Origin of the sequence: Lentzea sp. NPDC005914, from assembly GCF_040629405.1 — a bacterium.
GTDB lineage: Bacteria > Actinomycetota > Actinomycetes > Mycobacteriales > Pseudonocardiaceae > Lentzea.
This window is the reverse complement of the sequence record NZ_JBEXVQ010000016.1, coordinates 188,460-215,183: the sequence shown is the minus strand read 5'-3', so window position 1 is coordinate 215,183 and position 26,724 is coordinate 188,460. Positions and strand designations below refer to the sequence as shown.

The window sequence follows — 26,724 nt, the reverse complement described above, 5'->3', positions numbered from 1 at the left end:
GGTTGGCGGCGGCGGGGCGTGCGTGCCGCGGTACCAGCGGGCGGCGGGCGGGTGTGCGACGGCAGCGGGCGGCGGGCGGGTGTGCGACGGCAGCGCGCGCAGCAGCGGTAACGGCGTGCGGCACCAGTGGCGCGCGGGTGGCACCAGTGGGCATGCGGCGGCAGCAAGCGTGCGACGACAGCGGCGTGTGTGTGGCAACGGCGCATGTGCGGCTGCGACGAGCGTGAGGTGGATGTGTGGGCGTGCGACGGCGGGTGGCGGGCAGGCGCGGGTGGCGGGCTTTAGCGGCCCGTTGTGCCGTCGAGCTGTTCTCGGAGGATGTCGGCGTGGCCCGCGTGGCGGGCGGTTTCGGTGGTCATGTGGGCGAGGAGCCAGCGCAACGACTTGCGCATGCCGTCGATCGGGATCGCCATGAGCGCCTCGGGGTCGGCCGCCGCCGTGATCGCTTGGTCGCTGGCTTCGATTGCCGCGCGGTAGGCGGCGATCACCTCGTCGGCGGTTCGGTCGGCGGGCACGGTCATGCCCAGTTCGTCTTCCTCGGACCAGTCGGCGCCGCCCAGGTGGTGGTCGAACCAGCCGCGTTCGGCTTCGGCCAGGTGCTGGACTAGGCCGAGGATCGAGGTGCCGCTGGCGACCATCGGCCGGCGGAGTTCGTCGTCGGTCAGGCCCTCCGTCTTCTTCAGCACGCAGTGGCGCTGGAACTTCAAGAAGGCGTGCGCGACGTCTAGCTCGCCCGTGTCGACGCGAGGCACCGGCTCACGCTGGGTTTCGGCCATGCCTCCGAACCTAGCGGGCCAATTGGAACGGATCACTCATTGACTGGGAGCGGTCACCGCCTGTGAAATACCCGTCACAGAGGGCTTGACACCGGCGGCTCTGCGCAGATGAAGTAAGGCGACCCTAAGTTGATCCGTGCAGGAGGCCCTGTGAAGCCGGTATCGCACCTGGACTCCTACCGGAAGCACGCCACGGCGGGCGCACCGCCGGTCCCGGAGCTCGCGGGACCGTGGGACGCCCGTGCCGTGCGGCCGGACGGGTACGACCTGCATCTGATCCATCGTTGGAACCAGGCGCCGCACGTGGCGGCGTTCGCGCGGCGGGCCTGGACGTTGCAGCAGTGGGAACTGCGGCTGCGGGAATGCCTCGGTGCGGATGACGTTCGGCCGTTGCTGATCAGCTGGCACGGGCGCCTGGTGATCTACTCCGAGGTCTACCGGGCGGCGCGGGACGTTGTCGCCGAGTGCTACCGAGCGCGGCCGCACGACCTCGGGCTGACGCTGGCGGTCGGTGAGCTGGCGATGACCGACCAGGGGCTGGTGCGGTCGCTGTTGCCGCGGCTCACCGACGCGCTGTTCGAGGCTGACCCGCAGTGCACGCGCATCGTGATGGAGCCGGACGTGCGCAACAAGCGCGCCATCAGGTCGTTCGAGGCGGGCGGGTTCGTCGGCGCGGACGAGGTGATGCTGCCCGGCAAGGTCGCACTGCTGATGGTGTGCAAACGCTAGAACGCCGTGATGTCGGACGGTGCGCGTTCCTTGCGCGACAACGCACGCACGATGTCCACGGCCTTGTGGCGGTTGAGCGACATGCGGGTCAGCAGGTCGATCACGGTCTCGTTGACGTGGCGTGGGAACTCCGGCGTGTCGAGGCCGACGCTCACGGCGAGGTCGTCGGAGTGCACGACGAACTCCATGAGGCGCGTGACGAGGTAGTCGTCGAGCGGCACGGCCCACGGGCCCCAGTGCGGCATCCTCACCGGCCGGTTTTCCTGACCTGGCAACGTTTTTTCCAGATCGAGCAGTGTCTGCTCGAACTGGTCGCACAACGCGGCCTGGCCGTCCGCCGCGAGCTTCTCGCCGCCCGCGCGGATGCGGGTGTGGAACTCGGAGTCGACTTCCAGCTCGGTCCAGTTCGCGCGCGCGTAGTGCTCCATCAGCGTGACGACCGGTTCGTCGCCCACGGGATCCGCGATCATCGACGGGACCGGCAGGGCCTGGTAGCCGATGTGGCCGACGAGGCCGCTCACGCCGAACTCGGGCAGGACACTGGGTTTGCCCCAGTTCTCGGTGACCTGCGGGTGGCGCATGAGGTCCAGCGCGATGTGGGCGGTGGTCAGGAAGTCGTCTCTGATCGTCACCGTGCCGAACTTACTCGGTCACTCGCCCCTGATCACCCGTCGCAACCGCGGCAACCGCTCGGCCACCGCGCGCTCGGCACCGCGCCCGGTCGGCTCGTAGTAGTCGCGGCCCACGAGGTCGTCCGGCGCGTACTGCTGCGTCAGCACTCCCTCCGGAACGTCGTGCGGGTACCGGTACCCCTGCGCGTTTCCGAGCTTCGCCGCCCCCGCGTAGTGCCCGTCGCGCAGATGCGGTGGCACAGCACCGATAGCGCCCTTCCGCACGTCGTCGATCGCGGCACCGATAGCGGTCGTCACGGCGTTGGACTTCGGCGCGGTGGCCAGGTGGATCGTGGCCTGCGCCAGGTTCAGGGTGCACTCGGGCAGCCCGATCAGCTGCACGGCCTGGGCGGCGGCGACGCAGGTCTGCAGCGCGGTGGGGTCGGCCATGCCCACGTCCTCGCTGGCGTGGATCACCAGCCGCCGCGCGATGAACCGCGGGTCCTCCCCCGCCTCGATCATCCGGGCCAGGTAGTGCAGTGCGGCGTCCACGTCGGAGCCGCGGATCGACTTGATGAACGCCGACGTCACGTCGTAGTGCTGGTCGCCGTCGCGGTCGTACCGCACGGCCGCCTTGTCCACAGTGGACTCCAGCAGCGCCAGGGTCACCACGCCGGAGTTCGACGCCACCGCCGAGTCCGCCGCCGCCTCCAGAGCGGTCAGCGAACGACGGGCGTCCCCGCCCGCCAGCCGCACGAGGTGGTCCTCGGCGTCCAGCTCCACGACGACGGACCCGTCCAGGCCGCGCGGATCCGAGACCGCCCGGCGGATCACCGCCCGCACGTGGTCATCGGACAAGGACTTGAGCTGCAACACCAAAGACCGCGACAACAACGGTGACACCACGGAGAAGAACGGGTTCTCGGTGGTCGCCGCCACCAGCAGCACGATCCGGTCCTCGACCGCCCCGAGCAGCGCGTCCTGCTGGGTCTTCGAGAACCGGTGCACCTCGTCGATGAACAACACGGTCGACTCACCGGAGCGCACCAGGCGGCGGCGGGCCTCGTCGATCACGGCCCGCACCTCCTTGACACCGGCCGACAACGCCGACAGCGCCACGAACCGGCGGCCGGTGGCCCGCGAGACCAGGGTCGCCAGCGTCGTCTTCCCGGTGCCGGGAGGGCCGTAGAGCATCACGGAGGCGGGAGTGGCCCCTTCGACCAGACGGCGCAGGGGCGCGCCCGGTCCGAGCAGGTGGTCCTGACCGACGACCTCGTCCAGCGTGGCCGGACGCATCCGCACGGCCAGCGGGGCGTTGGCCGCGATGCGCTCGGCCTTCTCCTCGTCGGTCGCACCGAAGAGGCCCTCGTCGAACAGACCTTCGCTCATGCGTTCGAGCCTAGGTCATGTGCGAAGATCGCGTCTCGTGCCCATCCCTCGTGCCGTGCTGCTGGCAGGCCCCTCCGGCTCCGGCAAGTCGACGCTGGCCGCCCACCTCGGCTGGCCCGTGCTGCGCCTGGACGACTTCTACCGCGACGGCGACGACCCGCTGCTGCCCACCGACGAGCACGGGCGCGCGGACTGGGACGCGATCGGCTCCTGGAACGCCGAGGCGGCGCTGAAAGCGGTCATCGAGCTCTCCGAGACGGGCAGGACCGAGGCGCCGGTCTACTCGATCAGCGAGGACCGCAAGGTCGGCACGCAGACGATCGAGCTCGGCACGGCGCCCGCGTTCATCGCGGAAGGCCTGTTCGCGGACCTGCTGGTGGACGGTGCCAGGAAGGCGGGCGTGCTCAAGGACGCCGTCGTGCTCGCCCCGAGCGCCCCCGTCACGTTCGCCAGGAGGTTCGCGAGGGACGTCGCCGAGGCCCGCAAGCCGGTCCCGACGCTGCTCAGGCGCGGCCTGCGGCTGATGCGCGAACAACCGCAGGTGGTCAGGCGGTGCGTCAACGCCGGCATGCGCCGCACGACACCCTCGAAAGCCAGGTCAGAGCTGACCGCGTGAAGCGTTCGGGTGTTCCCGGCGACACTGCCGATTCGTGATCGTGTTCCCCCGGTGGCGGCGGCTGTGTTCTGGCAGGATGCCGCTCACACCACGACCCGGGGGTAGCCGAGATGTCCGAAACGCCCGGCTGGTCCTCACCCGACCAGCAACCGAACCAGCCGCAGCAGCCGAACCAGCCGCCGCCCCCCGCGGGACAGCCGGGCTACTACGCCCCGCCGCCGCCCGGACCGGCACCGACGATCAAGCCCGGCGTGATCCCGCTGCGCCCGCTGGCGGTCGGCGAGATCGTCGACGGCGCCATCACGACGATGCGCAAGTACCCGGCGCTGCTCATCGGCGCGGCCGCCGTCGTCGCCGCGGTCACGCAGATCCTCGGCCTGCTCGTGCAGCTGCCGTTCCTGGACGACCTCACCGCCGTGGCGACGCTCGACCCGAACACGGTGACCCAGCAGCAGGCCATGGAGCAGCTCACGAGGGGCATCACCGGTTTCCTCACGGGCACGCTGCTCAGCGTCCTGCTCCTGCTGATCGGCACGGTGTTCCTGTCCGGCTTCATCACCGTCGTCGTGGGCCACGCGGTGCTGGGCAGGCCGGTCACGTTCGCGCAGGCCTGGAACGAGTTCAAGCCGCGTTTGCTGCCGTTGCTCGGCGCGACGCTGCTGTCCGGTCTCGTGGTCACCATCGGCGTGATCCTGTGCATCATCCCCGGCATCTACGTCGGCGTGCTGTTCTCCCTCATCGGCCCCGCGCTGGTGCTGGAGCGCTGCGGCGTGGGCACCGCGTTCAGCCGTTCGAGGGCACTCGTGACCGGCGCGTGGTGGCGGACGTTCGGCATCCTGCTGCTCGCCGCCATCATCAGCGGCGTGATCAGCTGGATCATCAGCCTCCCGTTCGGTCTGATGGGCGCGGCGACGAACGGTTTCTCCGACGACCCGACGGCGGCGCTGAGCGTCGGCTCGCTGGTGCTGTCGACGATCGGCGCGATCGTCGCCTCGACGATCACGCTGCCGTTCAGCTCCGCGGTCAACGTGCTGATCTACGTCGACCGCCGGATGCGCGCCGAGGGCATGGACATCGAACTCCAGCGGGCCGCGGGACATGGCGGTATCTGACGTACCGGTAGATCTCGACCGGGACGAGGCCAGGGAGGCGGCCGCACGGGAGCTCAGCGACCCCGCGTACGTCTCCGACGACCCGAACCCCCTGCAGCGCGCCTTCGAGTGGGTGCTGAAGAAGCTGGGCGAGCTGTTCGCGGGTGCGGGCGGCATGAGCGGCATCACCGCGGTCACGATCATCGTCGTGGTCGCGGTGATCATCGTGATCGTCATCAGGCTCCGCGTGGGCCGCACGACCCGTGCCGTGCGGTCGCGTGCCGGTGGCGTCTTCGACTCCGTCCTGACCGCGGCCGAGCACCGCGCCGCCGCCGACCGTGCCGCGGCGGCCGGTGACCTGGCCGAGGCCGTGCGTGAGCGTTTCCGCGCCGTGGTGCGGGAACTGGAACAACGCGGGGTGCTCGACCCGCGGGCCGGCCGCACGGTGGACGAGGTGGCCTGGGAGGCGGGGCGGGCACTTCCGGTGCTCGCGGACGACCTGCGCGGCGCGGCGATGCAGTTCGACGACGTCTGGTACGGCGGCAGGCCCGCCACGGCGCAGGGGTATCAGCAGCTGGTCTCCGTGGACGACAGGGTGCGCGCATGACGGCGGTGTTCCCCGACGCCGGGCGGATCTGGACGGCCGCGCGCGGCCCGTTGCTGATCGGCGTGATCATCCTGTTCGCGGCCGTCGTGATCACGTTGCTGCGCGGTGGTGGTGAGGGCGGTTCTCTCGACCCGCGCTCGTACCAGCCGGACGGCAGCCACGCGGTGGCGCATCTGCTTGAGCAGAACGGCGTGCGGGTCGATCTCACGGACAACGCGTCCTCCGTGGAGGGTGCGACGCTGTTCGTGACGCACCCGAACCTGATCGACCCGGCGCGGCTGGAGGACCTGAGCCGCCGGGCCGCCGCCACCGTGCTGCTCGCTCCCGCGCCCGGGATGCGCCGGGTGGAGCCCGAGACCAGGCAGCCGGGCTGTCCGCTGGCCGCCGAGGCGGGTGCGGCGACCACCGGCGGGTTCGTCTACAACGGCGAACAGCGTTGCTACGACGCGACACTGGTGCGCACCGGCACGGTCACGAAGATCGGGTTCGGCGCGATCTTCACCAACCGCGACGTCGACGAGGAGGGCAACGCTTCGCTGGCGTTGTCGTTGCTGGGCCAGCACGAGCGGCTGGTCTGGTACATGCCGTCGGCCGCGGACCGCTCGCAGCAGAAGTCGTTCACGGACCTGGTCCCGGACGGCTGGAAGTTCGGCGCGTGGCAGCTCGCCGTCGCGGCCGTCGTAATCGCGTTGTGGCGGGCCCGCAGGCTGGGCCGGGTCGTCACCGAGCCGCTGCCGGTGGTGGTGCGCGCGGCCGAGACCGTGGAGGGCAGGGCGCGGCTGTACCGGGGCTCGCACGCGTCCTCCCACGCCGCTTCCGTGCTGCGGCAGGCTTCCCGTGACCGGCTGGCGCCGCTGCTGGGGCTGCCGCCGGGCGAGGACCTGTCCGCGGAGATCGCCCGCAGGACCTCGCGGTCCGCGGCGGACGTGCGGACTTTGCTTCATTCCACAGAGCCGGTGGACGACCGGGGGCTGGTCGCGCTGGCATCCGAGCTCGACGCGTTGGAGAACGAGGTGCGCAAGGCATGACGGCAGTGGTCACCACCGAGGAGGCACGCGCGGCGCTGGTGGCGTTGCGCGCGGAGATCGGCAAGGCCGTGGTGGGCAACGACTCCGCCGTGACGTCGCTGATCCTCGCGTTGCTGTGCAAGGGACATGTGCTGCTGGAGGGTGTGCCGGGCGTCGCGAAGACGTTGCTGGTGCGCGCGATGGCCCGTGCGCTGGACCTGTCGACGACGCGGGTGCAGTTCACGCCGGACCTGATGCCGGGGGACCTGACCGGGTCGCTGGTGTACGACTCGCACAACGCCGCTTTCTCGTTCCGCGAGGGGCCGGTGTTCACGAACCTGCTGCTGGCCGACGAGATCAACCGGACGCCACCGAAGACGCAGGCGGCGTTGCTGGAGGCGATGGAGGAACGGCAGGTGTCCGCGGACGGCAAGACGCGGCCGTTGCCATCGCCGTTCATCGTCGTGGCCACGCAGAACCCGGTGGAGTACGAGGGCACCTATCCGTTGCCCGAGGCGCAGCTGGACCGGTTCCTGCTGAAGGTGACCATGCCGATTCCGGCGCGCGAGCACGAGATCGACGTGCTGACGCGGCATGCTTCCGGCTTCGACCCGCGTGATCTCTCCGGGCTGTCGCCGGTGGCCGGTTCCGCGCATCTGGACGCCGGCGCGGCCGCGGTGCGGGCGCTGACCGTGTCGCCCGAGGTCATCGCCTACGTGGTCGACGTCTGCCGGGCCACCCGGCAGTCCCCCGCCGTCCGGCTGGGCGTTTCTCCGCGTGGTGCCACGGCTCTGCTGGCGGTGGCGCGGGCGTGGGCCTGGTTGTCCGGGCGCGACTACGTGACGCCGGACGACGTGAAGGCGCTGGCACGTCCGGCGTTGCGGCATCGGCTCGAGCTGCGTCCCGAGGCAGAACTGGAGGGCGTGACGGCGGACGGCGTGCTGGACGGCGTGCTCGGCGCGGTCCCGGTGCCGCGCTGACGTGGCGCTCACGGGCCGCGCGGGGCTGCTCGCGCTCATCGGTGTTCTCGTTGTCGGGCTGTTCTTGCCTTCGTGGCAAGGGATTCTCGTCGTGCTCGGCGCGCTGCTGTTGTGCGTTGCCGTGGATTTGGTCTTGGCGGGCGGGGTCCGGCGGTTGACCTTCGTGCGCGCCGGGGCCACCTCGGTGCGGACAGGTGAGCTTTGCACGGTGCATTTGACCGTGCGGAACCCTGGGCGCCGAGTGCATGGCGTTCTTCGTGACGCATGGGCGCCTTCTGCCGGTGTGGTCGCCGACCGCGTTGCGATTGATGTTCCTGCTGGCGGCTCACGGACTTATTCGTTCGACCTACGACCGGTGCGTCGCGGGGATCGCGTGGCGGACCGTGTGACCGTGCGGTCTGTCGGGCCGTTGGGGATCGCGGCACGGCAGGGGTCGCACGTCGTGCCGTGGACCGTGCGCGCGTTGCCTCCCTTCCACAGCCGCCGCCACCTGCCACCGCTGCTGGAACGCCTGCGCGAACTGGACGGCCGCCGGGCGTCGTTGATCCGCGGTGCCGGCACGGAGTTCGACTCGTTGCGCGCCTATGTGATCGGCGACGACGTCCGGTCGATCGACTGGCGGGCTTCGGCTCGGTCATCCGACGTCGTGGTGCGGACCTGGCGTCCCGAGCGCGACCGTCAGGTGACGATCGTGCTCGACACCGCTCGTACCGCGGCGGGTCGTGTCGAGGGTGCGCTGGGTGGGCTTCCCCGGCTGGACACGTCGATGGACGCGGCGTTGTTGTTGTCCGCCTTGGCTTCGCACGCCCGGGACCAGGTCGACTTCCTGGCGTTCAGCCACAAGGTGCGTGCTTCGGTGCCTCGGGCGACGCTTCCCGTGCTGGTGCAGGCGATGGCGCCGCTGGAGGCCGAGCTCGTGGAGTTCGACGCCCGTGGCGTGGTGGCGGAGGTGCTGCGCCGGGCTGGTCGTCGTTCGCTGGTCGTGCTGCTGACGTCGTTGGAACCGTCGATCGAGCACGGGTTGCTGCCGTTGTTGCCCGCGTTGGCTTCGCGGCACCGGCTGCTGATCGCGTCGGTGTCCGATCCCGCCGTGCACGCGATGGCTGCCGGACGTGGGGATCTGGAGTCCGTGTATGCCGCTGCTGCTGCGGAACGGACGTTGGCCGAACGCCGTCGTCTCACCGCTTTGCTCGCACGGCATGGTGTTGACGTGGTGGACGCACTGCCCGATGAGCTGCCACGCGCTCTCGCGGACCGCTACCTGTCGTTGAAGGCCGCGGGCAAACTCTGAACTTGTACCACTTCCACCGCAAGATCGCCGAAATGCTCGACTGGGACGAGTCGAAGCTGTCCGACCCGGTCCGGGGCAAGGGCGGTGTCGGCGAGGCCGAGGTGCTGCAGCTGCTCGCCTTCTGCCGCGTCCCGCCTGTCGAGGTTCGCCACCTGCTCGCACTGTTCCGCGAGACGCGAGACCGGGTACCTGAAGATCCCCGAGGACGGTCTGCCCGACCAGATGCGCAGCCTGATCGACCAGGAACGCCTCGCCAACACCATCACCGTCTGGTCGATGAGCGCGATTCCAGGCCGGTTGCAGACAGCTGACCACATGCGTGCGCTCGTCGAAGCGACGGCTCGCAAGAAGACGATCGACTACGAGGAGGTCATCGCTGCGAGGATCGCGCGGCATGAGCTGTTCCACGTGGATGCGGAACACTCGAAGGAGTTGATCAACAGCATGCTGATCTGAGGAGTTGTCCCGCATGTCGGTCTGGCGCAAGAGCAGCTACAGCATCGAGTCCAACGACTCCGTCGAGATCGGCCGCAGCATCGGCATCCGGGGCAGCAAGGCACCCGCCGCCCATCTGCCCGTGTCCTCCGACACCTGGTCGGCGTTCCTGCGCAGCGTGAAATCTTAGTGGCGTGACAGCGCCAACACCTCATCGGTGATGGTCGGGTTCCCGTCATCGTCGAAGGTGACGCCGCCGATCACCAGCAGCGAGCCGTCGGGTTCTGTGGCCGCGAACAAGGAAACTCTCCGCTGAGGCAGTCGGGTTTCGAGAGTCCGCCATCGGCCGGCGTGCACGTCGTAGATCTCGATGCTGTCCAGGAAGGTGGTCTTGTCGCCGACTTGGGTGTAGCCGCCGATGACCGCGATGTCGTGCCGGACAGCGGCAATCCCGAAGAGCGCGCGGGTCTCGCTCATTGGGGCGATCCTCGTCCAGGTGTTGGTGCGCGGGTCGTAGCGTTCGGACGACGACCGGGTGTCGAAGTCGTCGTTCTCCCCGCCGATGGCGTACAGGTGTCCGTCCACCGCGATCAGCTTGTGACGTGCCCTGCGGTCGAGCATCGGCGCGACTTCCTTCCAGCCCGACGCCGGTTTCTCGGGGTTGAACACGACCACGGAATCGGTGTTGTCGTCGTCGTTCACGCTGCCCCCGGCCACGTACAGCAGGCCGTTCAGCCCAGCGCCCGCGGGAGCCGCGCGCAGTTGCGGCAGCGGAGGGACCGACGTCCACGTCCTCGAACGCAGATCGAACCGCTCGACCTCGTCCCGGAATCCCTGGTTCCCCCCGCCGGCGACGTACACCATGCCGTCAACAGCGGCGACCGCCGGATTTCCGCGCGCCGTGATCATGGGTGGCAGTGACCGCCACTCGCCCTTGCCCGCCCTCCGGCGCGCCTCGACACAGGCCACAGGCGGTTTCGTGTCGTCGGGGATGCCGGTCACGACGATGATCTGCTCGTTCACGATTGCGCCGTCGTGGGCTTTTCTGCGCTGCACCAACGACGGCCGTTTTCTCCACTCGGCCATCACTTCACGGTTCTCGTGGCGACAGCTGCCGTCAATCGGCCGATGGCGTTGCCCTATACGGCCGTCGGAGCGACATCCTCACGTTCGCTCGCGTCCACGTCACCGGTCTCCCCTTGCCGCGCCGCTCGCCGCCCGATGACGAACACGTAGAGCAGGAACAGGATCTCCGCGACCACCCCGATCCCGACACGGGCCCACGTCGGCAGGCTGGACGGCGTCACGAACCCTTCCAGCACACCGGACACGAGCAGCACCACGACGAGCCCGAGCGCCACAGCGACCACCGCTCGTCCTTCGGCGGCCAGCGCGGCGGTCCGGGTGCGCCTGCCGGGGTCGATCACCTGCCAGCCCAGCCGCATGCCGATGCCCGCCGCCACGAACACGGCCGTCAGCTCCAGCAACCCGTGCGGCGCCAGCAGTCCGAGGAACTCAGGGCCCCGGCCGGCGCCGAACATCAGCCCGAGGCCCACCGCGAGGTTCACGGCGTTGGTGAGGAGCAGGTAGATCGGCGGGATCGCGAACAGCACCCCGAGCAGCAGGCACGTGGCGGCGACCCAGGCGTTGTTGGTCCACACCTTGGCCGCGAACGACCCGGCCGGATCGCTCGAGTAGTACGACTCGAACCCGCCGCCGACCTTGGTCAGCTCACGCAGCTCGTCCGGTGCCGCGATGGTCGCCTGCACCTCGGGGTTCGACGCGATCCAGGCCGCCATGATGCCCGCGAGCAGGTAGAACACCACGCCCGCCGGCACCCACCAGCGCCAGCCGAGGTAGATCGCGGCGGGCAGGCGGTGCGTGAAGAACTTCGTGAAGATCTTCCACGCGGGCGTGTGCGTGCCCGTGAGCGCCGACCGCGCCTGCGCGACGAGCGACGACAACCGTTCGACCGTGGCCGGGTCCGGCGTCTGGCTGCGCACGACCGACAGGTGCGTCGTGACCCGCTGGTACAGCTCGATCAGCTCGTCGGCCTCGGCCCCGCTGAGCCTGCCGGACCGCTTGACCAGCTGCTCGAGCCGCTGCCACGACGCGCGGTGGCGATCGATGAACACGTCCAGATCCACGATGAGTCACACTATCCGCGTGGGGGACCTCGTCACCGGTGAAGCCGTAGTTCTGGACCTGCGCGTCGCTCAGCTCGCGAGCAGGGCGGTGGCGTTCGCGTTCGACGTCGCCGTCCAGTTCCTGCTGTTGCTGCTCGTCATCCTGTTGACGCCGATCGGCTTCGACTCGGCGCTGCAGACCGCGCTCGCGTTGTCGCTGACGGTGCTCGTGCTCGTCGGCTACCCGACCGCCGTCGAGTCGCTGTCGCGCGGACGTTCGGTCGGCAAGCTCGTGATGGGCCTGCGGGTCGTGCGCGACGACGGCGGCGCGATCCGCTTCCGGCACGCCCTGGTGCGCGCGCTGGGCGGGTTCTTCGTGGACTTCTGGGCGCTCGGGCTCGGCGGCGCGGTGGCGTTGTTCGTGTCGCTGTTCTCGCCGCAGGGCAAGCGGGTCGGCGACTACCTGGCGGGCACCCTGGTGATCCACACGCGGGTGCCGCGCGGGGACGTGGAGCTCGTGGACATGCCGCCGCAGCTGGCCGAGTGGGCACGCGGGCTGGACCTGTCGCAGCTGTCCGAGGAGCTGGTGCTGGCGGTGCGGCAGTACCTCAGCCGGTATCACGAGCTGAGCGAGAAGGCGCGGTTCGACCTCGGGGCGCGGTTGTCCGACGACGTGGGTGCCGCTGTCCGGTCGCCTCGTCTCGAGTACACGCATCCGCATCCGTACCTGGCCGCGGTGCTGGCGGAACGCCGGCGGCGCGCGGCCGGCTAGGCGAGATGCGCGGCGGTGATCGGTGACTCGACCGACCAGCCGAGCTTCTCGTACAGCACGCGACCCGCTTCGGTGGCGACCAGCACGCCTCGTACGGCACCGCGGTCCGAGGCGGCGCGCGACAGCTCGGACATGACGACGCTGCCGAGACCGCGCCTTCGGTGTGCGGGATCGGTTTCCACCATGTCGATGACGGCGGCGTCACCGCACACCGCGACCCGTCCCTTCGCCGCGACCTCACCACCGGCGAGGACGACGACGTCATGCACGTCACCGCTGCTGTGCAGTTCCACGGCGTAGTGATTCGGCGGGGTGATCGGCTGTTGTGGCTTCAGTTCGATGCTCATCAGGTACTCCGGGGCGCCGATCGTCCACCTGGAACACAGCCCCACCGGCGTGCCGCAGATCTTCAGCCAGGTACCGGGTTCGGTGAGCCCGGCGGCGCGCGGGGCGGCGTCGCGCGGGTCCGGCAGCACGTAGCGCACCCGGTGGTGGGGCAGGCCGACGTCGATGCGGTAGCCGTCGTGCTCCGTCACGGGATCCGGGGTGCCGCGCGACAACGCCCAGCCCCGCACCCAGTCGGTGATGATCACGTTCCGATCTTCGCACGGCGGAGGCGTTCGGCCGCCTGCGAGCGCACTGCCTCGAGAGAGATCGGCGCGTCACCGTGCAAGGCCTCCCACCGTGCGTTGTGCACGGCGGTCCACATGCTCGCGGCCCACGCGATCTCCCACTCCTCGACGGAGAACGCCCGCCCGCGAACCTCCTGGTAGGCCTCGAGAAACGCGGCCGAGCTCTCGACCGGCACCAGAGACGGCGGCGGCACGTTGGCGAACGCTCCCGAAGCCGCGCCCACCAGTGCCGCCTCCGGTTGCCACGCCAGGCTGTCCCAGTCGTGCACGGCCCACACCTCGCCGTCCCGCCAGCGGAGGTTCTGCGCCTCGAAGTCGGCGTGACCCAGCACGCAAGGAAGATCAGTGGCCAGCAGGCGCTTGCGGAGCCGTTCCGCGGTGTCGATCACGAACGACGGCACCGCGCTCTGGTCCCGTGAGTCGAGGAAGCCGATCGCCGGCCACAGACCTTCGCCGTCGTGGTCCCATCGCGACCAACGCGGGTTCGGCAGTGGCGGCTCCACGGTGACGGTCGCCAGTTCGGCCATCAGCCTGGCGAACACCGCCGCATAACGCCGAGCGATGGACGGGGTGTCACCGCGCAGGATCTCGCCGCCGGGCAAGGACTCCTCGGCGTGCACGGCCAGCCCACCAGTCAGAACCACCGGCGTGAGCGGGCGGGGGCACGGCAGCCCCCGCCCCGCCAGAACGGCCTGCGCGGTCAGGCACGCGGATGCACGGCCGGCGTCCTCGCGGGCCTTCACGTAGACCTCGCGGCCGTCCGCGAGCCGGAGGCCTAAGACCGAGGAGATCGAGACCCGTTCGTACAGCACGTCGACGGGTGAGCTCCCCAGGTGCTCGGCGCACCAGGCCCGCAGGTCGAACGTCATGCAGACGACTGTGCCACGTGCGGTTGGTAGGGCATGCCGAACAGCTCGGCCATCAGCAGTGGGTTCATGTAGTCGTCATAGCGCGTGATCTCGCCGTCGCGCAGATGAATGATCGCGACGGCCGTGAAGGTGTAGTAGTCCTGCTTCACCTTCGACCAGCCGCGGTGGGTGATCTCGGCGACCGCGACGTTCTCGTCGTTGGTGCGCCAGCAGTTCGCCTGGACCTCCTGGATCTCGATCTTCTCGCGGGCGCCGGAGCCGCGGACCTTGGTGAAGTACGCGCGGATCTCCTCGCGGCCCTTGATCTCCTCCGGCTGCCACTCCGTCGCGAACCGGTAGGCCATGACGCCGTCGTCGGCGAAGAGCTCGGCGAACTCGGCGTGCGTCGCCTCCCCCGCCACCATCTTGCGGACGTGCTCGACGATCTCTTCGGGCGTGCGTGACATCTTGTCGTGCCCCCATCTCTAGAATCGGAACGGTGACCCCGGTTATGACGATACGGAACGCACGCCCCGGTTGGCAACGATGAGGGCCGACGCGGCGCGGAACCGCGAGAAGGTGCTGGAAGCGGCACGGGAGTTGTTCGCGGCGCAGGGCTTCGAGGTGCCCCTGGACGAGATCGCGGCCAGGGCCGGGGTCGGGCCCGGCACGGTCTACCGCCACTTCCCGACGAAGCAGGCGCTGTTCCAGGCCGTCACGGAGGCGCGGGTGTCGGCGATGATCGAGTCCGCGTCACTGCCCGCCGAAGATCCCAAAACGGCGCTGTTCGCGTTCCTCGGGCGGATGGCGGAGGAGGCGGCGGTGAAGCGGGACATGTCCGACGCGATCACCGTGACACCCGAACTGCGCAAGAGCCTGCACGCCGCGCTGGGCGGGCTTCTGCGGAAGGCTCAGGAGGCGGGCCAGGTGCGCACCGACGTCACGGCCACGGACCTGGTGATCCTGATGAAGGGGATGTTGCAGAGCCTGCACGAGGGCGGGAACCCCGAGGTGCTGCTGGGGATCGTGCTGGCCGGGCTTCAGTCGAGCCGGAAGCCGTAGGGCAGCTCGAGACGGTGCCGGGCGAGCAGGTCGGCGTCGGCGAGGATCTCGCGGGTCGGGCCGTCCGCGACGACCACGCCGTCGTCGATCAGCACGCTGCGAGGGCAGATCTGCAACGCGAACGGCAGGTCGTGCGTGACCATCAGCATCGTGCGGTCCAGGGTGAGGAGCAGTTCGGCCAGTTCCCTGCGCGCCACCGGTTCCAGGTTCGCGGACGGCTCGTCCAGCACCAGGATCTCCGGGTCGCACGCCAGCACCGAGGCCAGCGCGACCCGCCGGCGCTGGCCACCGGACAGGTGCAGCGGCGAGCGGTCCGCGACCGGCTCCATGCCGACGGCGGACAACGCCTTCAGCACCCGTTCGTCCACATCGGACAGACCGAAGTTCCGCGGCCCGAACGCGACGTCCTCGCGCACGGTCGGGCAGAACAGCTGGTCGTCCGGGTCCTGGAAGACGAGCCCGACGCGGCGGCGGATCTCCTTCAGGTTCCGCTTCGAGACCTCGAGGCCCGCGATCGAGACAGCGCCGGAACCGCCGGACAGAACTCCGTTGAGGTGCAACGCGAACGTGGTCTTGCCGGCACCGTTCGGGCCGAGCACCGCGACCCGTTCGCCGTGCGAGACCCTCAGGTCGATGCCGAACAGCGCCTGATGACCGTCCGGATAGGCGAAAGCGAGCTTCGACACCTCCAGCGCGGGCGCGGCCGGGGCCTCCGGGACGATCGTCGCCGAGCCCCCGGACCCGCCTGTCCAGCCTCGCGACACCATCGCCAGATGCACCCTCTCTCCGCGTTCGTAGGACCGGATGAACAGCGTGCCGACCGCCCGCGCGGTCGCTCCCGCCTGCCACAGGAAACGCGGGTCGTCGCCCCGGGAGATGCGCGCGACGCGCATGCGTTTCGCTTCCCCCACAACGACTTCGCCGTAGCGGAGCATCAGCGTGGCGATCATGATCAGCGGCGCGGGCACGCGCAAGGTCTGCAGGCCGCGCAGCAACTCCCCCGGCGCCGTCGTGGCGGCCAGGGTCAGGCTGATCAGGACGCCCAGCGTGCCCTTGGCCAGGATGTTCCAGCCCGCCAGCGAGCCTTCGACCGACACCGAGAAGCCCAGGAATTCGGTGCGCGGGTCCGTGCCGAAGATCGGCAGCAGGAACGCGAGCACCACGAACGGAACCTCGATCACCGCGCGCTTCACGAACCACAGCGCGGGAACCCGCGCCACCGTCCACACCGCGACGATCAGCAGCAGGTACAGGCCGAAGAGCGGGAACAACGTGCGCGGGGTCGCCACGACACCCAGCACCGCCCCGAACGCCACCAGGATCTTCACGTGGGGCGCGAGGCGGTGCACCGGCGAGTCGCCGGCGTGGTGCAGGACGTCGTGGCTGCCGCTCATTTCACTTCAGACTTCTTGCGCAGCACCCAGAACAGGCCGAACGACAGCCCCAGGACCACGACCACACCGAGCACACCCGCGAGGCCGGTGAATTTGGAGTCACCGCCGAGCGCGTAGTCGGCGAACGTGCTGCCCGCGAGCGGGTGCTCCTGCGCGTGCGCGGCGATGCCGGTGTCCTCGACGGTCTTGTCCAGGCCGTCCGGGTCACTCGACGCGAAGTACGACAGCACCCCCGCGATCAGCACCGACACGAACGCGAACCCGATGAAGAACTTCTTCACGACCGGACCTCCAGCGGCTTGGCGCTGCCACGCAGCAGGTAGACGAGATCGGGCCGGATCGACGCGACGGAGGTGACGGTGACGGCGGTGATCAGCCCCTCACCGATGCCGATCAGCGCGTGCAGGCCCCACATCAGCAGCGCGACCTTGCCGATCTCCACCCCGCCCGCGCCGCCGATCGCGTACTCGATCACGAACCCGGTCGCGGCGACCACGGTGTTGATGAACGCCGAGACGAACGCGACCGCGGCCAGCCCGCCCTTGCCCCTCTCGGCGAGCTTGCGCAGGGCGACGGCGACGAAGAACCCGGTCGCGGTGCCGATCAGCGCCATGTTCGTGACGTTGGCACCGAGCGCGGTGAGCCCGCCGTCCGCGAACAGCAGCGCCTGCACCACCAGCACGATCGTCACGCACAACGCGCCGACGTACGGGCCGACCAGGATCGCCGCGAGCGCGCCGCCGAGCAGGTGGCCCGAGGCACCGGGCAGGATCGGGAAGTTGATCATCTGGACGGCGAAGATGAACGTGGCCACCAGGCCCGCCATCGGTGCCGTGCGGTCATCGAGGTCCGCACGTGCCTTGACCAGCGCGAAACCGACGCCCACCGCCGCGACGACGAGGAAGGCGACCGAGACCGGCGCGTTCAGCAGGCCGTCGCTCATGTGCATGGCAACAGGGGTCATGGGCGATCACGCTAATTGGCCGAGCTTGATTATGGCCAGAACTATGCAACAACTATTTTGAGGCAAGTACGCGGTGATGGTCACAACGAGGCGTTCGCACCGCGTGACCGTCCCGGTTCGCTAGGGTGTCCCCAGAACTGGGGGGTTCCATGCCGAAGCGACTCACGCTCCTGCTCGTCGCCGCACTCGCGGCCTGCTCACCTGCGCCGGAACCGGAAAAGCCGGCGATCACCGTCTACGCGGACTCGGCGCTGACCGAGGCGTTCACCAAGATCGGCACCGACTTCGAGGCCTCGCAGGGCATCAAGGTCAAGTTCATCTTCGGTGCCAGCTCGTCGCTGCGGAAGCAGCTGGAGAGCGGCTCGGCCGCGGACGTGTACGCGTCAGCGAGCAAGGACACGATGCACCTGATGTCGAAGGTGTTCGCGGCGAACCGGCTGGTGCTCGCGCTTCCGCAGGGCAACCCGAAGAACGTCAGAGTCTGGGACAGCTTCCGCCCCGGCCCGAGCCAGACGTCGTTCGCGATGTGCGCCGAGGAGGCGCCGTGTGGCGTGGCGGCCAAGAGGGCGCTGAAGACCGCCGACGTCACCGAGGGGGCGCTCGCGCCGAAGGCCGTCGGGCAGGACGTGAAGGAGACGCTCGCCAAGCTGACGTCGAGCGAGGTCGACTCGGCCTTCGTGTACGCCTCGGACGTCAAGGCGACGCCCGGGCTCGTCGCGGTGCCGATGCGCGTGTCCGGTGGCGAGTCCGTGAAGGCGGACCTGAACTTCCCCATCGGCATCGTGTCCGGTTCGCCCGAGTCGAAGAAGTTCTACGACTACGTCTTCAGCGACCCGGCCAAGGCCGCCCTGACCGACGCAGGGTTCGAGCTCCCCTAGTCATCCGATGAATTCTGCGTAAGATCCCTTCCGCCGCCGCCACGGCCTGGAGGGACGAACAGTGACAGAGCTGTCGCGTAGAACCTTTCTGTACGGGACAGGCGCGGCCGTAGGTGCTTCCGCGCTCGGCGGAGGGGTTGCGGCCGCGGCTCCCGATCAAGTTCAGACATCGGGTCACCGCAGCGTCCACAGGGACGTTGTGAGCGACGCTCGCATGGAGTGGAAGCAGCTGCCCAAGAGCTGGGGCGACAGCCCGTTCCTGGCCAACGGCTTCCTGGGCGTCCAGGTCTACGCGGGACGCACGCCGAACGAGCTGAAGCTCATGCTCAGCCACTCCGAGGTGCAGGACCAGCGCGAGCACTGGGAGGCCGCGATCGGCCTGTCGAGGCTGCCGATCGGGTACCTGACCTTGGCTTTCGCGGGTGCGATCACGGCAGTCGACTGGACGCTGGACCTGTGGAACGCCGAGCTCACGGGCACGGTGACCACCACACAGGGCAGTGCCTCCTTCACGATGCTCGTGCACAACGCGCGCAGCACGTTCCTCGCGAAGGTGAAGGGCGACGTGACGTGGGGTTTCCAGCCCCTGCAGTCGGCCACGACCCGCACGATCCGCAAGCCGGCCGACTACACGGCCAACCCCGACGCCACGCTGGGCACGGCCAACGGCGTCTCGTACGCCGCGCAGCCGCTCCACGCGGGCGGTGGCTACACAACGGCCTGGCAGGCGCGTGACGGCCGGTTCGCGGCCCACGTGGCGTACACACACCCCGCGGAGACGCATACGTCCGACGCGATCCGCGAGGTGCGTCAGGCGTTGTCGATCCCGTTCGAGGTGCTGACGCTGCAGCATCGCGGCTGGTGGAACGCCTACTTCACGAAGTCGCTGGTCTCGGTGCCGGACAAGCTCGTGCAGCGCTTCTACTGGGCGCAGCTGTACAAGATGGCCGCCGCCACCCGCGCCGACGCGCCGGTCATCTCCGAGTGGGGCCCGTGGTTCCCCGAGGCGGGCGCCAGCTGGACGGCCGTGTGGTGGAACCTCAACGTCCAGATCTCGTATCCGCTGATCAACGGCTCGAACCACCACGAGCTCGACGCCGTGACGACCACGTTGAAGCGGTTCGAGCACCACCTCGAGCTGAACGTGAACCCGAACTACCGCGACGGCAACTCGTACGCGATCTGCCACCCCGGCGACCGCACGTTGCGCTCCGGTCCGCGCTACTGCGGCGTGCCCGGAGTGGCGCCCAACGACCACACGGGCAATCTTCTGTGGGCGTGCCACAACGTCTGGCTGGGCTACCGGCACACGATGGACAAGCGCATCCTGTCCGACGTCCTGTTCCCGATCCTGACCAAGGCCGTCAACTACTACGCGCGGTTCCTCGTCGAGGGCGCTGACGGCAAGCTGCATCTGCCGGAGACGCGCTCGCCGGAGTACGCGAACGCCACGGACACGACGTACGACCTGTCGCTGATCCGGTGGGGCGTACGCACGTTGCTGTCCATCGAGGAGAACGCGCGCTGGCGTGACGTGCTGAACCGGCTGGTGCCCTACGCCCAGGGCCCGAACGGCGTGATGATCGGCAAGGATGTGTCGCTCAACGACTCGCACCGCCACTTCTCGCACATGCTGTGGTTCTACCCGTTGCGCGAGCTGACGTGGGACATGCCCGAGCACCGCGACCTGATCACCCGCACCTTCGACCACTGGACCTCGCGGCAGCAGCTGTGGGCCGGTTACAGCTACGGCGCGGCGTCCTCGATGGCCTCGGCGATGGGCCGTCCCGAGGAGGCGCTGTCGTTCCTGCGCTACTTCCTGGACCGCAAGCAGGTCGGCACGAATGCCGTGCTGACCGAGAACACCTTCTACCGCGAGGGCGGCAACCTCGCGATCGAGTCGCCGCTCATGTCCGGCCAGGCCGTGCTGGAGATGATGGTCCAGTCGCACAACAACGTCGTGCGGGTCTTCCCGTCCATCTCCTCCACCTGGGCTGACGCGTCCGTGTCGTCGTTGCGGACCCAGGGTGCGTTCCTGGTCGACGCCTCGCGCTCGGGTGGCCGCACCGACTGGGTCCAGGTCCACTCCGAGGCCGGTTCTCCTCTCGTGCTCGACCACGGGATCGCGGGCGACATCGACGTCCGGGACAACTGGGGCCGCCGTCTCGATCACAAGGCTCGTGGTTCGGCGATCGAGATCCCTCTTCGCCGAGGTCAGACCGCCATCGTCTCGCGCCGTGGCACACGCCCTGACGTCTCACCACGCGACGTGGCCGCCAACGGCTCGTCCTCGCGGTGGGGTCTGCCGTAACGTACAAATTCGAACATTCGGGTTTGCGCGGACGAGTGGGGTGTGCACGGTGGATCTTCAGCACTGGCTCAACGAGGCCCTGGCCAACCACGAGAAGTGGACGGCCGAGTACGGCGCCTTCTCACCTCACTCGTCCCTGCAGGTCGACCCGGCGGTCTTCGGCTCGGCGCTGGCCGAGCTGCAGGACCGCCTGCGCGACAACTACCCGTTCTTCCACCCGCGCTACGCCGGCCAGATGCTCAAGCCACCGCACCCGGCGGCCGTCGTCGGCTACCTGTCGGCGATGCTGATCAACCCGAACAACCACGCCCTGGACGGCGGCCCCGCGACCGCCGCGATGGAGCGCGAGGTCGTCTCCGGGCTGGCGCACATGTTCGGCTACGGCGACGAGCATCTCGGCCACCTGACCTCCAGCGGCACGATCGCGAACCTGGAGGCGTTGTTCGTCGCCCGGTCGTTGCATCCGGGTCGTGGTGTCGCCTACTCCTCCGAGGCTCACTACACGCACTCACGCATGTGCGGTGTGCTCGGGATCGAGGGTTTCCCCGTGCCCGTGGACGGTCGCGGCCGCATGGATCTGGACGCCCTCGAGGAGCTCTTGCGTTCGGGCAAGGTCGGCACCGTCGTCGTCACCCCGGGAACCACCGCGTTGGGCGCCATCGAACCGGTGCACCTCGTGCTGGACGTCGCACGGCGCTACGACGCACGGGTGCACGTAGACGCCGCGTACGGCGGGTTCTTCACGTTGCTGGCGGGCACGGACCTGGCCCCCGAACCGTGGGAGGCCATCGGCTCGTGCGACTCCGTGGTGGTGGACCCGCACAAGCACGGTCTGCAGCCCTACGGCTGCGGCGCGGTCCTGTTCCGCGACCCGTCGGTGGGCCGCTTCTACCTCCACGACTCCCCCTACACGTACTTCACGTCCGACGAGCTGCACCTGGGCGAGATCAGCCTCGAATGCTCCCGAGCCGGAGCCGCCGCCGCGGGCTTGTGGCTGACGCTGCGGCTGCTGCCTCTGACGCGCGACGGGTTGGGCGAAGTCTTGGCGGCCGGACGGCGGGCAGCCGTGCGGTGGGCGTCGATGATCCGCGAGTCCGAGGCGCTGGAGCTCTACCAGGAGCCCGAGCTGGACATCGTCACGTACTTCCCGCGGACGACCCCGTTGACCCTGTCGGCTGTGGACGCCGCCTCGCACCGGGTCATGGAGACGGGGATGAACGCGGCGGTCGACCCCGTGTTCCTGAGCGTCGCTCGAGCCTCGAAGGAGGCGTTCGCGGCGAGGCACCCCGAGGTGGAGGCCGATGTGGACGGAGCGCGGGTGCTGCGGAGCGTTCTGATGAAGCCGGAGTCCGAGGACTACCTGGACACGCTGCACGCACGGGTGCTGAGCCTGCTCTGACAACGCCGAAATGGGCGACTCACCAAGTCGGGGCGGTGATTCCCCGGCCAGGTGAGTCGCCCTTCAGGCGACCGCATCAGCCGTGCTTGGCCCGCCGACCGGATCGGCGCGGCGGCAACGGCGTGTCCCCGCGAAGGTCCAGCCGCCGCTGCTCGCCGTTGGCTTCGAGATGCGTCACCATCCGGCGCAGCATCTCGGCCAGCGACTGAGCCTCGGACGACTCCAGCGGGTCCGAGACGAAGACCTCTTCCTCGTTGAACTTGGGGAAGAGGTCGCCCATCAGTTCTTCACCCTCAGGGGTGAGACGCAGGACCGCGAGGCGCCCGTCGGTCGGGTGGCCCAGGCGCTCCAGCAGGCCCCGCGACTGCAGCGTCTTGGCGACGCCCGTCAGGGTTCCCTTGGAGATCCCGGCCTCCTCGGCCACGTAGCGCGTCTCCATCTCGCCCCAGATCCACACGACCCAGAGCACGACGAAGCCGGTCCAGGTCAGATCGCTGGTGCGCAGCACCGAGTTCTCGAGGTGCTGGCGAATCGCGGTAGCGGCGCGGTGGATGTTCGACACCGCCGCCATCTGCTCGCGATGCAGCGGCACCGCACCGAGCTTGGCCTGGACGGCTTTCTCGGTCTCGGCAATCGTGTGGTGACCAGACAACTCAAAGTCTCCCGTGCTCGAGCTCAAGGTGTTCCCGGCACAATACTTGCGGTTCCGAACTATGTCTGTGATGTGGTGCGAGTCAGTCCGCACGCGGTTTGATCACGATCCCACATCGTGCATGATCTCGTGACGGTCGTCACCCGTCCAGTTACGGACTGTTGCCCCGTGGTGGACGATGAGTGTGGAGCACCCGCTGAGACCGATCATGGTCTTTACTCCACGGACGGGCCGATAGCGTTTGCCCCTCAACGTTATCCCCTCCGCGCCAGCGACACACTGTGCCGGAAAGGTAGTTCGACGTGGTCGGTGAACAGGTGACACGGGAACTCGCGGCAAGGCTGGGCGACGACGGTATCGACGTCGTGCGCGTCGTCTTCCCCGACCTGCTCGGCACGGATCGGGGCCGTGACGTGCTCGTGGAGCATCTACCTGCGGTTACGCAGCGGGGGCTGTCGTTTTGCCGTGCCGTTTACAGCACCACTCCCGGAGGCAAGACCACCGAGAACGGGGGTGTGCTCGACGCCGGGCTGCCCGACGTGATCGTGGTACCGGACCTCGACACACTGCTCCCGATCCCGTGGGAGCCGGGCGTGGCGTGGTGCATCGGCGACGCCGTGAGCCCCGCTGACGAGAGACCTGTCGACGAATCGCCGCGACAGGTGCTGCGCAGAGCCCTGGAAATATTCGAGACCACGGGACTGCAGCCCGTGGTCGGTCCCGAGTTGGAATATTTTCTCTGCGAACCCGACGAAGATCGCCCGAACGGGTGGCGGCCCTACTGCGATGAGCCCGGCAACGTGTACGCCACCGGCCGACGGGGCGACTCGGACGGTCATCTGTTGAGAACTCTTCGCACACTCAGTTCGGCGGGCCTGCAAACCACGGGCGGCAACCACGAGTACGCGGGCGGTCAGTTCGAAATCAACCTCGTCCATTCGCCCGCCATGGACGCCGCCGATCGCGCGTTCCGGTTCAAGACGAGCGTCAAGGAACTGGCCAGGAGAGAAGGCCGGCTCGCCACGTTCATGGCCAAGCCGTTCAACGACGGCGGCGGATCGGGCTTCCACCTGCACCTGTCGTGTCACGAGAAGGACGGCCGCAACGCGTTCCAGGCGGCCGGCACCTCGCACGGCCTGTCCGACGAGGCGCGCTGGGCCATCGGCGGCATCCTCAAGCACGCCCCCGCCCTGGCCGCGCTGCTCAACCCGACGGTCAACTCCTACAAGCGGTTCGGGCCGGACTCGCTCGCCCCGTGGCTGATCGACTGGGGCCTCGACAACCGCAGCGCCATGCTCCGGGTGCCCGCCGAACGCGGCGAGACCACGCGGCTGGAGCTGCGGCTCGGTGACGCGAGCGCCAACCCCTACCTCGGCATCGCCGGCCTCATCGCGGCCACCTACCTGGGCATTCGCGACCGGATCGAGCCGCCGCGGCCGTCCGCCGGGTACGGGTACGACCCGTCGAAGGCGCCGACGCTGCCCGCCACGCTGCCCGACGCACTCGCCTATCTGGAAGAGGACACGGCGATGGTCGAGGTGCTGGGCAAGGACTTCGTTCGGTCCTATGTGGACTTCAAGTGGGAGGAGGTGGCCCGCTTCCAGCGGTTCGTGACCGACTGGGAGTTCACCGAGTACGCGTACCACCTATAGTTCACCTGCGATGACTGCACTTACGGACCGGCTCACCTCGATCGCCGACGAAGACGAACTGTTCGACGCCTTCTCCCACTGGGCGGGTGAGCGCGGCCTCGCGCTGTACCCGGCGCAGGAGGAGGCGGTCATCGAGCTCGTCTCGGGGGCCAACGTCATCCTCAGCACGCCCACGGGGTCCGGCAAGTCACTGGTGGCCATCGGTGCCCACCTCGTCGCCATGGCGGCCAACCAGCGCAGCTTCTACACCGCGCCGATCAAGGCGCTGGTCTCGGAGAAGTTCTTCGCGCTGTGCGAGGTGTTCGGGCCGGAGAACGTCGGCATGATGACCGGCGACGCTTCGGTGAACGACCAGGCGCCCATCATCTGCTGCACCGCGGAGATCCTCGCGAACATCGCGCTGCGCGACGGCCACACGGCCGACGTCGGCCAGGTCGTGATGGATGAGTTCCACTTCTACAGCGAGCCCGACCGCGGCTGGGCGTGGCAGGTGCCGATCGTCGAGCTGCCGCAGGCCCAGTTCCTGCTGATGTCGGCGACGCTGGGCGACGTCACGTTCTTCGAGAAGGACCTGACCCGGCGCACCGGCCGCCCGACCGCCGTGGTCCGCTCCGCGCAGCGCCCGGTGCCGCTGAACTTCCAGTACGTCTCCACGCCGTTGCACGAGACGATCGAGGACCTGCTGCACGGCCGCGAAGCCCCGATCTACGTCGTGCACTTCACCCAGGCCGCCGCTCTCGAACGCGCGCAGTCGCTGATGAGCGTCAACGTCGCCACGAAGCCCGAGAAGGAAGCGATCGCCGCGAAGATCGGCAACTTCCGGTTCTCGTCCGGGTTCGGCAAGACGCTGTCGCGGCTGGTGCGGCACGGCATCGGCGTGCACCACGCCGGCATGCTGCCCAAGTACCGCCGCCTGGTCGAGCAGCTCGCGCAGGCCGGTCTGATGAAGGTCATCTGCGGCACGGACACCCTCGGCGTCGGGATCAACGTCCCGATCCGCACGGTCGTGTTCACCGCGCTGTCGAAGTACGACGGCACGCGGACCCGGATCCTCAAGGCGCGCGAGTTCCACCAGATCGCCGGACGGGCGGGCCGTGCGGGCTACGACACCGTGGGCACGGTGGTCGTGCAGGCGCCCGAGCACGAGGTCGAGAACATCAAGGCCTTGGCGAAGGCCGGTGACGACCCGAAGAAGCGCCGCAAGGTCGTGCGCAAGAAGGCCCCGGACGGCTTCGTGTCGTGGAGCGAGTCGACGTTCGAACGGCTCGTCGGCGCCGAACCCGAGCCGCTGACCTCGTCGTTCCAGGTCTCGCACGCGATGCTGCTCAACGTGATCGGCCGTCCCCTCGGCGGCGCGTTCCAGGCCATGCGGCACCTGCTCGAGGACAACCACGAGGACCGGGCGAAGCAGCTCAAGCACATCCGCCGCGCGCTGGCGATGTACAAGGCGCTGGTCGCTGCCGGTGTCGTGGAGCGCAACGGTGACGACTTCCGGCTGACGGTCGACCTGCAGTTCAACTTCGCGCTGAACCAGCCGCTGTCGCCGTTCGCGCTGGCCGCGATCGAGCTGCTGGACCGCGAGGATCCGGGCTACGCCCTGGACGTGCTGTCGGTGATCGAGTCCATTCTGGACGACCCGCGGCAGATCCTGGGCGCGCAGGAGCACAAGGCGCGCGGTGAGGCGATCGGCGCGATGAAGGCCGACGGCATCGAGTACGACCAGCGGATGGAGCTGCTGGAGGAGGTCACGTACCCGAAGCCGCTCGCCGAACTGCTCGACGCCGCGATGTTCACCTACCGCCGCGGCCACCCGTGGGTCGATGACTACAAGCTCTCCCCCAAGGCCGTCGTGCGCGACATGTACGAGCGCGCGATGACGTTCACGGAGTACGTGGCGTTCTACGGCCTGGCGCGCTCCGAGGGCCTGGTTCTGAGGTACCTGGCCGACGCCTACAAGGCGCTGTCGCAGACGGTGCCGGACGAGGCGAAGACCGAGGAGGTGCAGGACCTCGTCTCGTGGCTCGGCGAGCTGGTGCGCCAGGTCGACTCGTCGCTGATCGACGAGTGGGAGAAGCTCACCAACCCCGACGCTCCGGAAGCTCCCGAGGTCCGGGTCGACCTGCCGCCCGCCGTCACGAGCAACGTCCGGGCGTTCCGCGTGCTCGTTCGCAACGCGCTGTTCCGCCGCGTCGAGCTGGCCGCGAAACGCGACTGGTACTCACTCGGCGAGCTGGACCACGAGTCGGGCTGGACGGCCAAGGAGTGGATGGACGCTCTGGAGCCGTACTTCGAGGAGCACGCCGACCTCGGCGCGGGCCCGAACGCGCGCGGCCCGGCGTTCTTGATCATCAACGTCGAGCGCGAGCGCTGGGTGTGCCGGCAGATCTTCGAGGACCCGGCCGGGGACAAGGACTGGGGCTTCAACGCGGAGATCGACCTGATGGCGTCGGACGAGCTGGGCGAGGCGGCCGTGACGATCACGGACGTCGGCCGCCTTTAGAC

General features: G+C 69.0%; 28 protein-coding genes and 1 pseudogene. 16 read left to right on the top strand and 13 right to left on the bottom strand.

Going from position 1 to position 26,724, the window contains the following annotated elements:
- Positions 1–281 precede the first annotated feature (281 nt).
- Positions 282–776 carry a DinB family protein gene (locus ABZ345_RS23805; protein WP_359852567.1) on the bottom strand — a complete coding sequence of 165 codons (495 nt, stop codon included), beginning with the start codon at positions 774–776 and terminating at the stop codon, positions 282–284.
- Positions 777–926: 150 nt separating this feature from the next.
- On the opposite strand from ABZ345_RS23805, the gene ABZ345_RS23800 reads away from it, so the two are divergent.
- A complete protein-coding gene (locus ABZ345_RS23800) occupies positions 927–1,505 on the top strand; it encodes a GNAT family N-acetyltransferase (RefSeq protein WP_359852564.1) in 579 nt (192 codons plus the stop codon).
- On the opposite strand, the gene ABZ345_RS23795 is transcribed toward ABZ345_RS23800, so the two are convergent.
- Entirely contained in the window at positions 1,502–2,137 is a 636-nt protein-coding gene (locus ABZ345_RS23795; protein WP_359852562.1) for a maleylpyruvate isomerase N-terminal domain-containing protein, read from the bottom strand. The genes ABZ345_RS23800 and ABZ345_RS23795 overlap by 4 nt on opposite strands.
- Before the next feature lie 18 nt (positions 2,138–2,155).
- A complete protein-coding gene (locus tag ABZ345_RS23790) occupies positions 2,156–3,505 on the bottom strand; it encodes a replication-associated recombination protein A (RefSeq protein WP_359852561.1) in 1,350 nt (449 codons plus the stop codon).
- Positions 3,506–3,542: 37 nt separating this feature from the next.
- Between ABZ345_RS23790 and ABZ345_RS23785 the strand changes: the two genes are divergently transcribed.
- From ABZ345_RS23785 to ABZ345_RS23750, 8 genes are all read left to right on the top strand, one after another.
- Positions 3,543–4,121 (top strand): uridine kinase, encoded by a 579-nt coding sequence (locus ABZ345_RS23785; RefSeq protein WP_359852558.1) that lies wholly within the window; start codon positions 3,543–3,545, stop codon positions 4,119–4,121.
- 110 nt (positions 4,122–4,231) lie between these two features.
- Positions 4,232–5,233, top strand: a complete 1,002-nt coding sequence (locus ABZ345_RS23780; RefSeq protein WP_359852557.1) for a hypothetical protein — start codon at positions 4,232–4,234, stop codon at positions 5,231–5,233.
- Positions 5,220–5,819 carry a DUF4129 domain-containing protein gene (locus ABZ345_RS23775; protein ID WP_359852554.1) on the top strand — a complete coding sequence of 200 codons (600 nt, stop codon included), beginning with the start codon at positions 5,220–5,222 and terminating at the stop codon, positions 5,817–5,819. Before ABZ345_RS23780 ends, ABZ345_RS23775 begins: the two co-directional genes overlap by 14 nt.
- Positions 5,816–6,847 carry a DUF4350 domain-containing protein gene (locus ABZ345_RS23770; RefSeq protein ID WP_359852551.1) on the top strand — a complete coding sequence of 344 codons (1,032 nt, stop codon included), beginning with the start codon at positions 5,816–5,818 and terminating at the stop codon, positions 6,845–6,847. Before ABZ345_RS23775 ends, ABZ345_RS23770 begins: the two co-directional genes overlap by 4 nt.
- Positions 6,844–7,806, top strand: a complete 963-nt coding sequence (locus ABZ345_RS23765) for a MoxR family ATPase (protein WP_359852548.1) — start codon at positions 6,844–6,846, stop codon at positions 7,804–7,806. The genes ABZ345_RS23770 and ABZ345_RS23765 overlap by 4 nt, the downstream gene beginning before the upstream one ends.
- Before the next feature lies 1 nt (position 7,807).
- Positions 7,808–9,097: a DUF58 domain-containing protein gene (locus ABZ345_RS23760; RefSeq protein ID WP_359852546.1), complete on the top strand. Its 1,290-nt coding sequence runs from the start codon at positions 7,808–7,810 to the stop codon at positions 9,095–9,097.
- A gap of 84 nt (positions 9,098–9,181) precedes the next feature.
- On the top strand, positions 9,182–9,553 hold the full coding sequence (locus tag ABZ345_RS23755; RefSeq protein WP_359852543.1) for a Scr1 family TA system antitoxin-like transcriptional regulator: 372 nt from the start codon (positions 9,182–9,184) through the stop codon (positions 9,551–9,553).
- Positions 9,554–9,566: 13 nt separating this feature from the next.
- Positions 9,567–9,722 carry a DUF397 domain-containing protein gene (locus tag ABZ345_RS23750; RefSeq protein ID WP_359852541.1) on the top strand — a complete coding sequence of 52 codons (156 nt, stop codon included), beginning with the start codon at positions 9,567–9,569 and terminating at the stop codon, positions 9,720–9,722.
- On the opposite strand, the gene ABZ345_RS23745 is transcribed toward ABZ345_RS23750, so the two are convergent.
- Complete coding sequence (locus ABZ345_RS23745; RefSeq protein WP_359852538.1) at positions 9,719–10,618, bottom strand: kelch repeat-containing protein; 900 nt, start codon at positions 10,616–10,618, stop codon at positions 9,719–9,721. The two genes, ABZ345_RS23750 and ABZ345_RS23745, sit on opposite strands and share 4 nt — an antisense overlap.
- Positions 10,619–10,671: 53 nt before the next feature.
- Positions 10,672–11,679 (bottom strand): stage II sporulation protein M, encoded by a 1,008-nt coding sequence (locus ABZ345_RS23740; protein WP_359852535.1) that lies wholly within the window; start codon positions 11,677–11,679, stop codon positions 10,672–10,674.
- 19 nt (positions 11,680–11,698) lie between these two features.
- On the opposite strand from ABZ345_RS23740, the gene ABZ345_RS23735 reads away from it, so the two are divergent.
- Positions 11,699–12,430 carry an RDD family protein gene (locus ABZ345_RS23735; RefSeq protein WP_359852532.1) on the top strand — a complete coding sequence of 244 codons (732 nt, stop codon included), beginning with the start codon at positions 11,699–11,701 and terminating at the stop codon, positions 12,428–12,430.
- On the opposite strand, the gene ABZ345_RS23730 is transcribed toward ABZ345_RS23735, so the two are convergent.
- From ABZ345_RS23730 to ABZ345_RS23720, 3 genes are read right to left on the bottom strand one after another with little or no spacing between them, the layout of a single operon-like run.
- Positions 12,427–13,023, bottom strand: coding sequence for a GNAT family N-acetyltransferase (locus ABZ345_RS23730; RefSeq protein WP_359852530.1), 597 nt, complete (start codon positions 13,021–13,023; stop codon positions 12,427–12,429). The genes ABZ345_RS23735 and ABZ345_RS23730 overlap by 4 nt on opposite strands.
- Positions 13,020–13,931 (bottom strand): phosphotransferase, encoded by a 912-nt coding sequence (locus ABZ345_RS23725; RefSeq protein ID WP_359852528.1) that lies wholly within the window; start codon positions 13,929–13,931, stop codon positions 13,020–13,022. The genes ABZ345_RS23730 and ABZ345_RS23725 overlap by 4 nt, the downstream gene beginning before the upstream one ends.
- Positions 13,928–14,377: a nuclear transport factor 2 family protein gene (locus ABZ345_RS23720; protein ID WP_359852525.1), complete on the bottom strand. Its 450-nt coding sequence runs from the start codon at positions 14,375–14,377 to the stop codon at positions 13,928–13,930. Before ABZ345_RS23720 ends, ABZ345_RS23725 begins: the two co-directional genes overlap by 4 nt.
- 79 nt (positions 14,378–14,456) lie before the next feature.
- Here ABZ345_RS23720 and ABZ345_RS23715 point away from each other — a divergent pair, with 79 nt between their 5' ends.
- Complete coding sequence (locus tag ABZ345_RS23715; RefSeq protein WP_359852522.1) at positions 14,457–14,972, top strand: helix-turn-helix domain-containing protein; 516 nt, start codon at positions 14,457–14,459, stop codon at positions 14,970–14,972.
- Here the strand turns inward: ABZ345_RS23715 and ABZ345_RS23710 are convergent.
- The 4 genes and pseudogenes from ABZ345_RS23710 to ABZ345_RS23695 form a co-directional block, all read right to left on the bottom strand.
- Positions 14,951–15,739: an ATP-binding cassette domain-containing protein gene (locus tag ABZ345_RS23710; RefSeq protein ID WP_359852592.1), complete on the bottom strand. Its 789-nt coding sequence runs from the start codon at positions 15,737–15,739 to the stop codon at positions 14,951–14,953. The two genes, ABZ345_RS23715 and ABZ345_RS23710, sit on opposite strands and share 22 nt — an antisense overlap.
- Positions 15,728–16,366 (bottom strand): annotated as a pseudogene (cbiQ, locus tag ABZ345_RS23705) (cobalt ECF transporter T component CbiQ); the annotation flags it as partial. The gene ABZ345_RS23710 and the pseudogene cbiQ, both read right to left, overlap by 12 nt.
- A complete protein-coding gene (locus ABZ345_RS23700; RefSeq protein ID WP_359852519.1) occupies positions 16,363–16,647 on the bottom strand; it encodes a PDGLE domain-containing protein in 285 nt (94 codons plus the stop codon). The pseudogene cbiQ and the gene ABZ345_RS23700, both read right to left, overlap by 4 nt.
- Positions 16,644–17,330, bottom strand: coding sequence for an energy-coupling factor ABC transporter permease (locus tag ABZ345_RS23695; RefSeq protein ID WP_359852517.1), 687 nt, complete (start codon positions 17,328–17,330; stop codon positions 16,644–16,646). Before ABZ345_RS23695 ends, ABZ345_RS23700 begins: the two co-directional genes overlap by 4 nt.
- A gap of 149 nt (positions 17,331–17,479) precedes the next feature.
- On the opposite strand from ABZ345_RS23695, the gene modA reads away from it, so the two are divergent.
- The 3 genes from modA (at position 17,480) to ABZ345_RS23680 (ending at position 21,918) form a co-directional block, all read left to right on the top strand.
- Positions 17,480–18,208 (top strand): molybdate ABC transporter substrate-binding protein, encoded by a 729-nt coding sequence (modA, locus tag ABZ345_RS23690; RefSeq protein ID WP_359852514.1) that lies wholly within the window; start codon positions 17,480–17,482, stop codon positions 18,206–18,208.
- Positions 18,209–18,269: 61 nt separating this feature from the next.
- Entirely contained in the window at positions 18,270–20,519 is a 2,250-nt protein-coding gene (locus ABZ345_RS23685; protein WP_359852511.1) for a glycoside hydrolase family 95-like protein, read from the top strand.
- Between the two features lie 49 nt (positions 20,520–20,568).
- Positions 20,569–21,918, top strand: a complete 1,350-nt coding sequence (locus tag ABZ345_RS23680) for an aminotransferase class V-fold PLP-dependent enzyme (protein ID WP_359852508.1) — start codon at positions 20,569–20,571, stop codon at positions 21,916–21,918.
- A 76-nt stretch (positions 21,919–21,994) separates the two neighbouring features.
- Here ABZ345_RS23680 and ABZ345_RS23675 read toward each other — a convergent pair whose 3' ends face one another.
- Positions 21,995–22,570 (bottom strand): MarR family winged helix-turn-helix transcriptional regulator, encoded by a 576-nt coding sequence (locus ABZ345_RS23675; RefSeq protein ID WP_109641700.1) that lies wholly within the window; start codon positions 22,568–22,570, stop codon positions 21,995–21,997.
- A gap of 317 nt (positions 22,571–22,887) precedes the next feature.
- On the opposite strand from ABZ345_RS23675, the gene ABZ345_RS23670 reads away from it, so the two are divergent.
- Both ABZ345_RS23670 and ABZ345_RS23665 read left to right on the top strand, forming a co-directional pair.
- Complete coding sequence (locus tag ABZ345_RS23670) at positions 22,888–24,222, top strand: glutamine synthetase family protein (protein WP_359852505.1); 1,335 nt, start codon at positions 22,888–22,890, stop codon at positions 24,220–24,222.
- A gap of 10 nt (positions 24,223–24,232) precedes the next feature.
- A complete protein-coding gene (locus ABZ345_RS23665) occupies positions 24,233–26,722 on the top strand; it encodes a DUF3516 domain-containing protein (protein ID WP_359852502.1) in 2,490 nt (829 codons plus the stop codon).
- Positions 26,723–26,724 lie beyond the last annotated feature (2 nt).

Excerpts from the sequence above, each read along its gene's own strand:
- ABZ345_RS23775 (WP_359852554.1), top strand. The coding sequence starts at position 5,220 with ATGGCGGTATCTGACGTACCGGTAGATCTCGACCGGGACGAGGCCAGG.
- ABZ345_RS23745 (WP_359852538.1), bottom strand. The coding sequence starts at position 10,618 with ATGGCCGAGTGGAGAAAACGGCCGTCGTTGGTGCAGCGCAGAAAAGCC.
- ABZ345_RS23720 (WP_359852525.1), bottom strand. The coding sequence starts at position 14,377 with ATGTCACGCACGCCCGAAGAGATCGTCGAGCACGTCCGCAAGATGGTG.
- ABZ345_RS23665 (WP_359852502.1), top strand. The coding sequence starts at position 24,233 with ATGACTGCACTTACGGACCGGCTCACCTCGATCGCCGACGAAGACGAA.
- ABZ345_RS23725 (WP_359852528.1), bottom strand. The coding sequence starts at position 13,931 with ATGACGTTCGACCTGCGGGCCTGGTGCGCCGAGCACCTGGGGAGCTCA.
- ABZ345_RS23715 (WP_359852522.1), top strand. The coding sequence starts at position 14,457 with ATGAGGGCCGACGCGGCGCGGAACCGCGAGAAGGTGCTGGAAGCGGCA.
- ABZ345_RS23770 (WP_359852551.1), top strand. The coding sequence starts at position 5,816 with ATGACGGCGGTGTTCCCCGACGCCGGGCGGATCTGGACGGCCGCGCGC.
- ABZ345_RS23695 (WP_359852517.1), bottom strand. The coding sequence starts at position 17,330 with ATGACCCCTGTTGCCATGCACATGAGCGACGGCCTGCTGAACGCGCCG.
- ABZ345_RS23710 (WP_359852592.1), bottom strand. The coding sequence starts at position 15,739 with ATGGTGTCGCGAGGCTGGACAGGCGGGTCCGGGGGCTCGGCGACGATC.
- ABZ345_RS23780 (WP_359852557.1), top strand. The coding sequence starts at position 4,232 with ATGTCCGAAACGCCCGGCTGGTCCTCACCCGACCAGCAACCGAACCAG.
- ABZ345_RS23765 (WP_359852548.1), top strand. The coding sequence starts at position 6,844 with ATGACGGCAGTGGTCACCACCGAGGAGGCACGCGCGGCGCTGGTGGCG.
- ABZ345_RS23790 (WP_359852561.1), bottom strand. The coding sequence starts at position 3,505 with ATGAGCGAAGGTCTGTTCGACGAGGGCCTCTTCGGTGCGACCGACGAG.
- ABZ345_RS23805 (WP_359852567.1), bottom strand. The coding sequence starts at position 776 with ATGGCCGAAACCCAGCGTGAGCCGGTGCCTCGCGTCGACACGGGCGAG.
- ABZ345_RS23750 (WP_359852541.1), top strand. The coding sequence starts at position 9,567 with ATGTCGGTCTGGCGCAAGAGCAGCTACAGCATCGAGTCCAACGACTCC.
- modA (WP_359852514.1), top strand. The coding sequence starts at position 17,480 with ATGCCGAAGCGACTCACGCTCCTGCTCGTCGCCGCACTCGCGGCCTGC.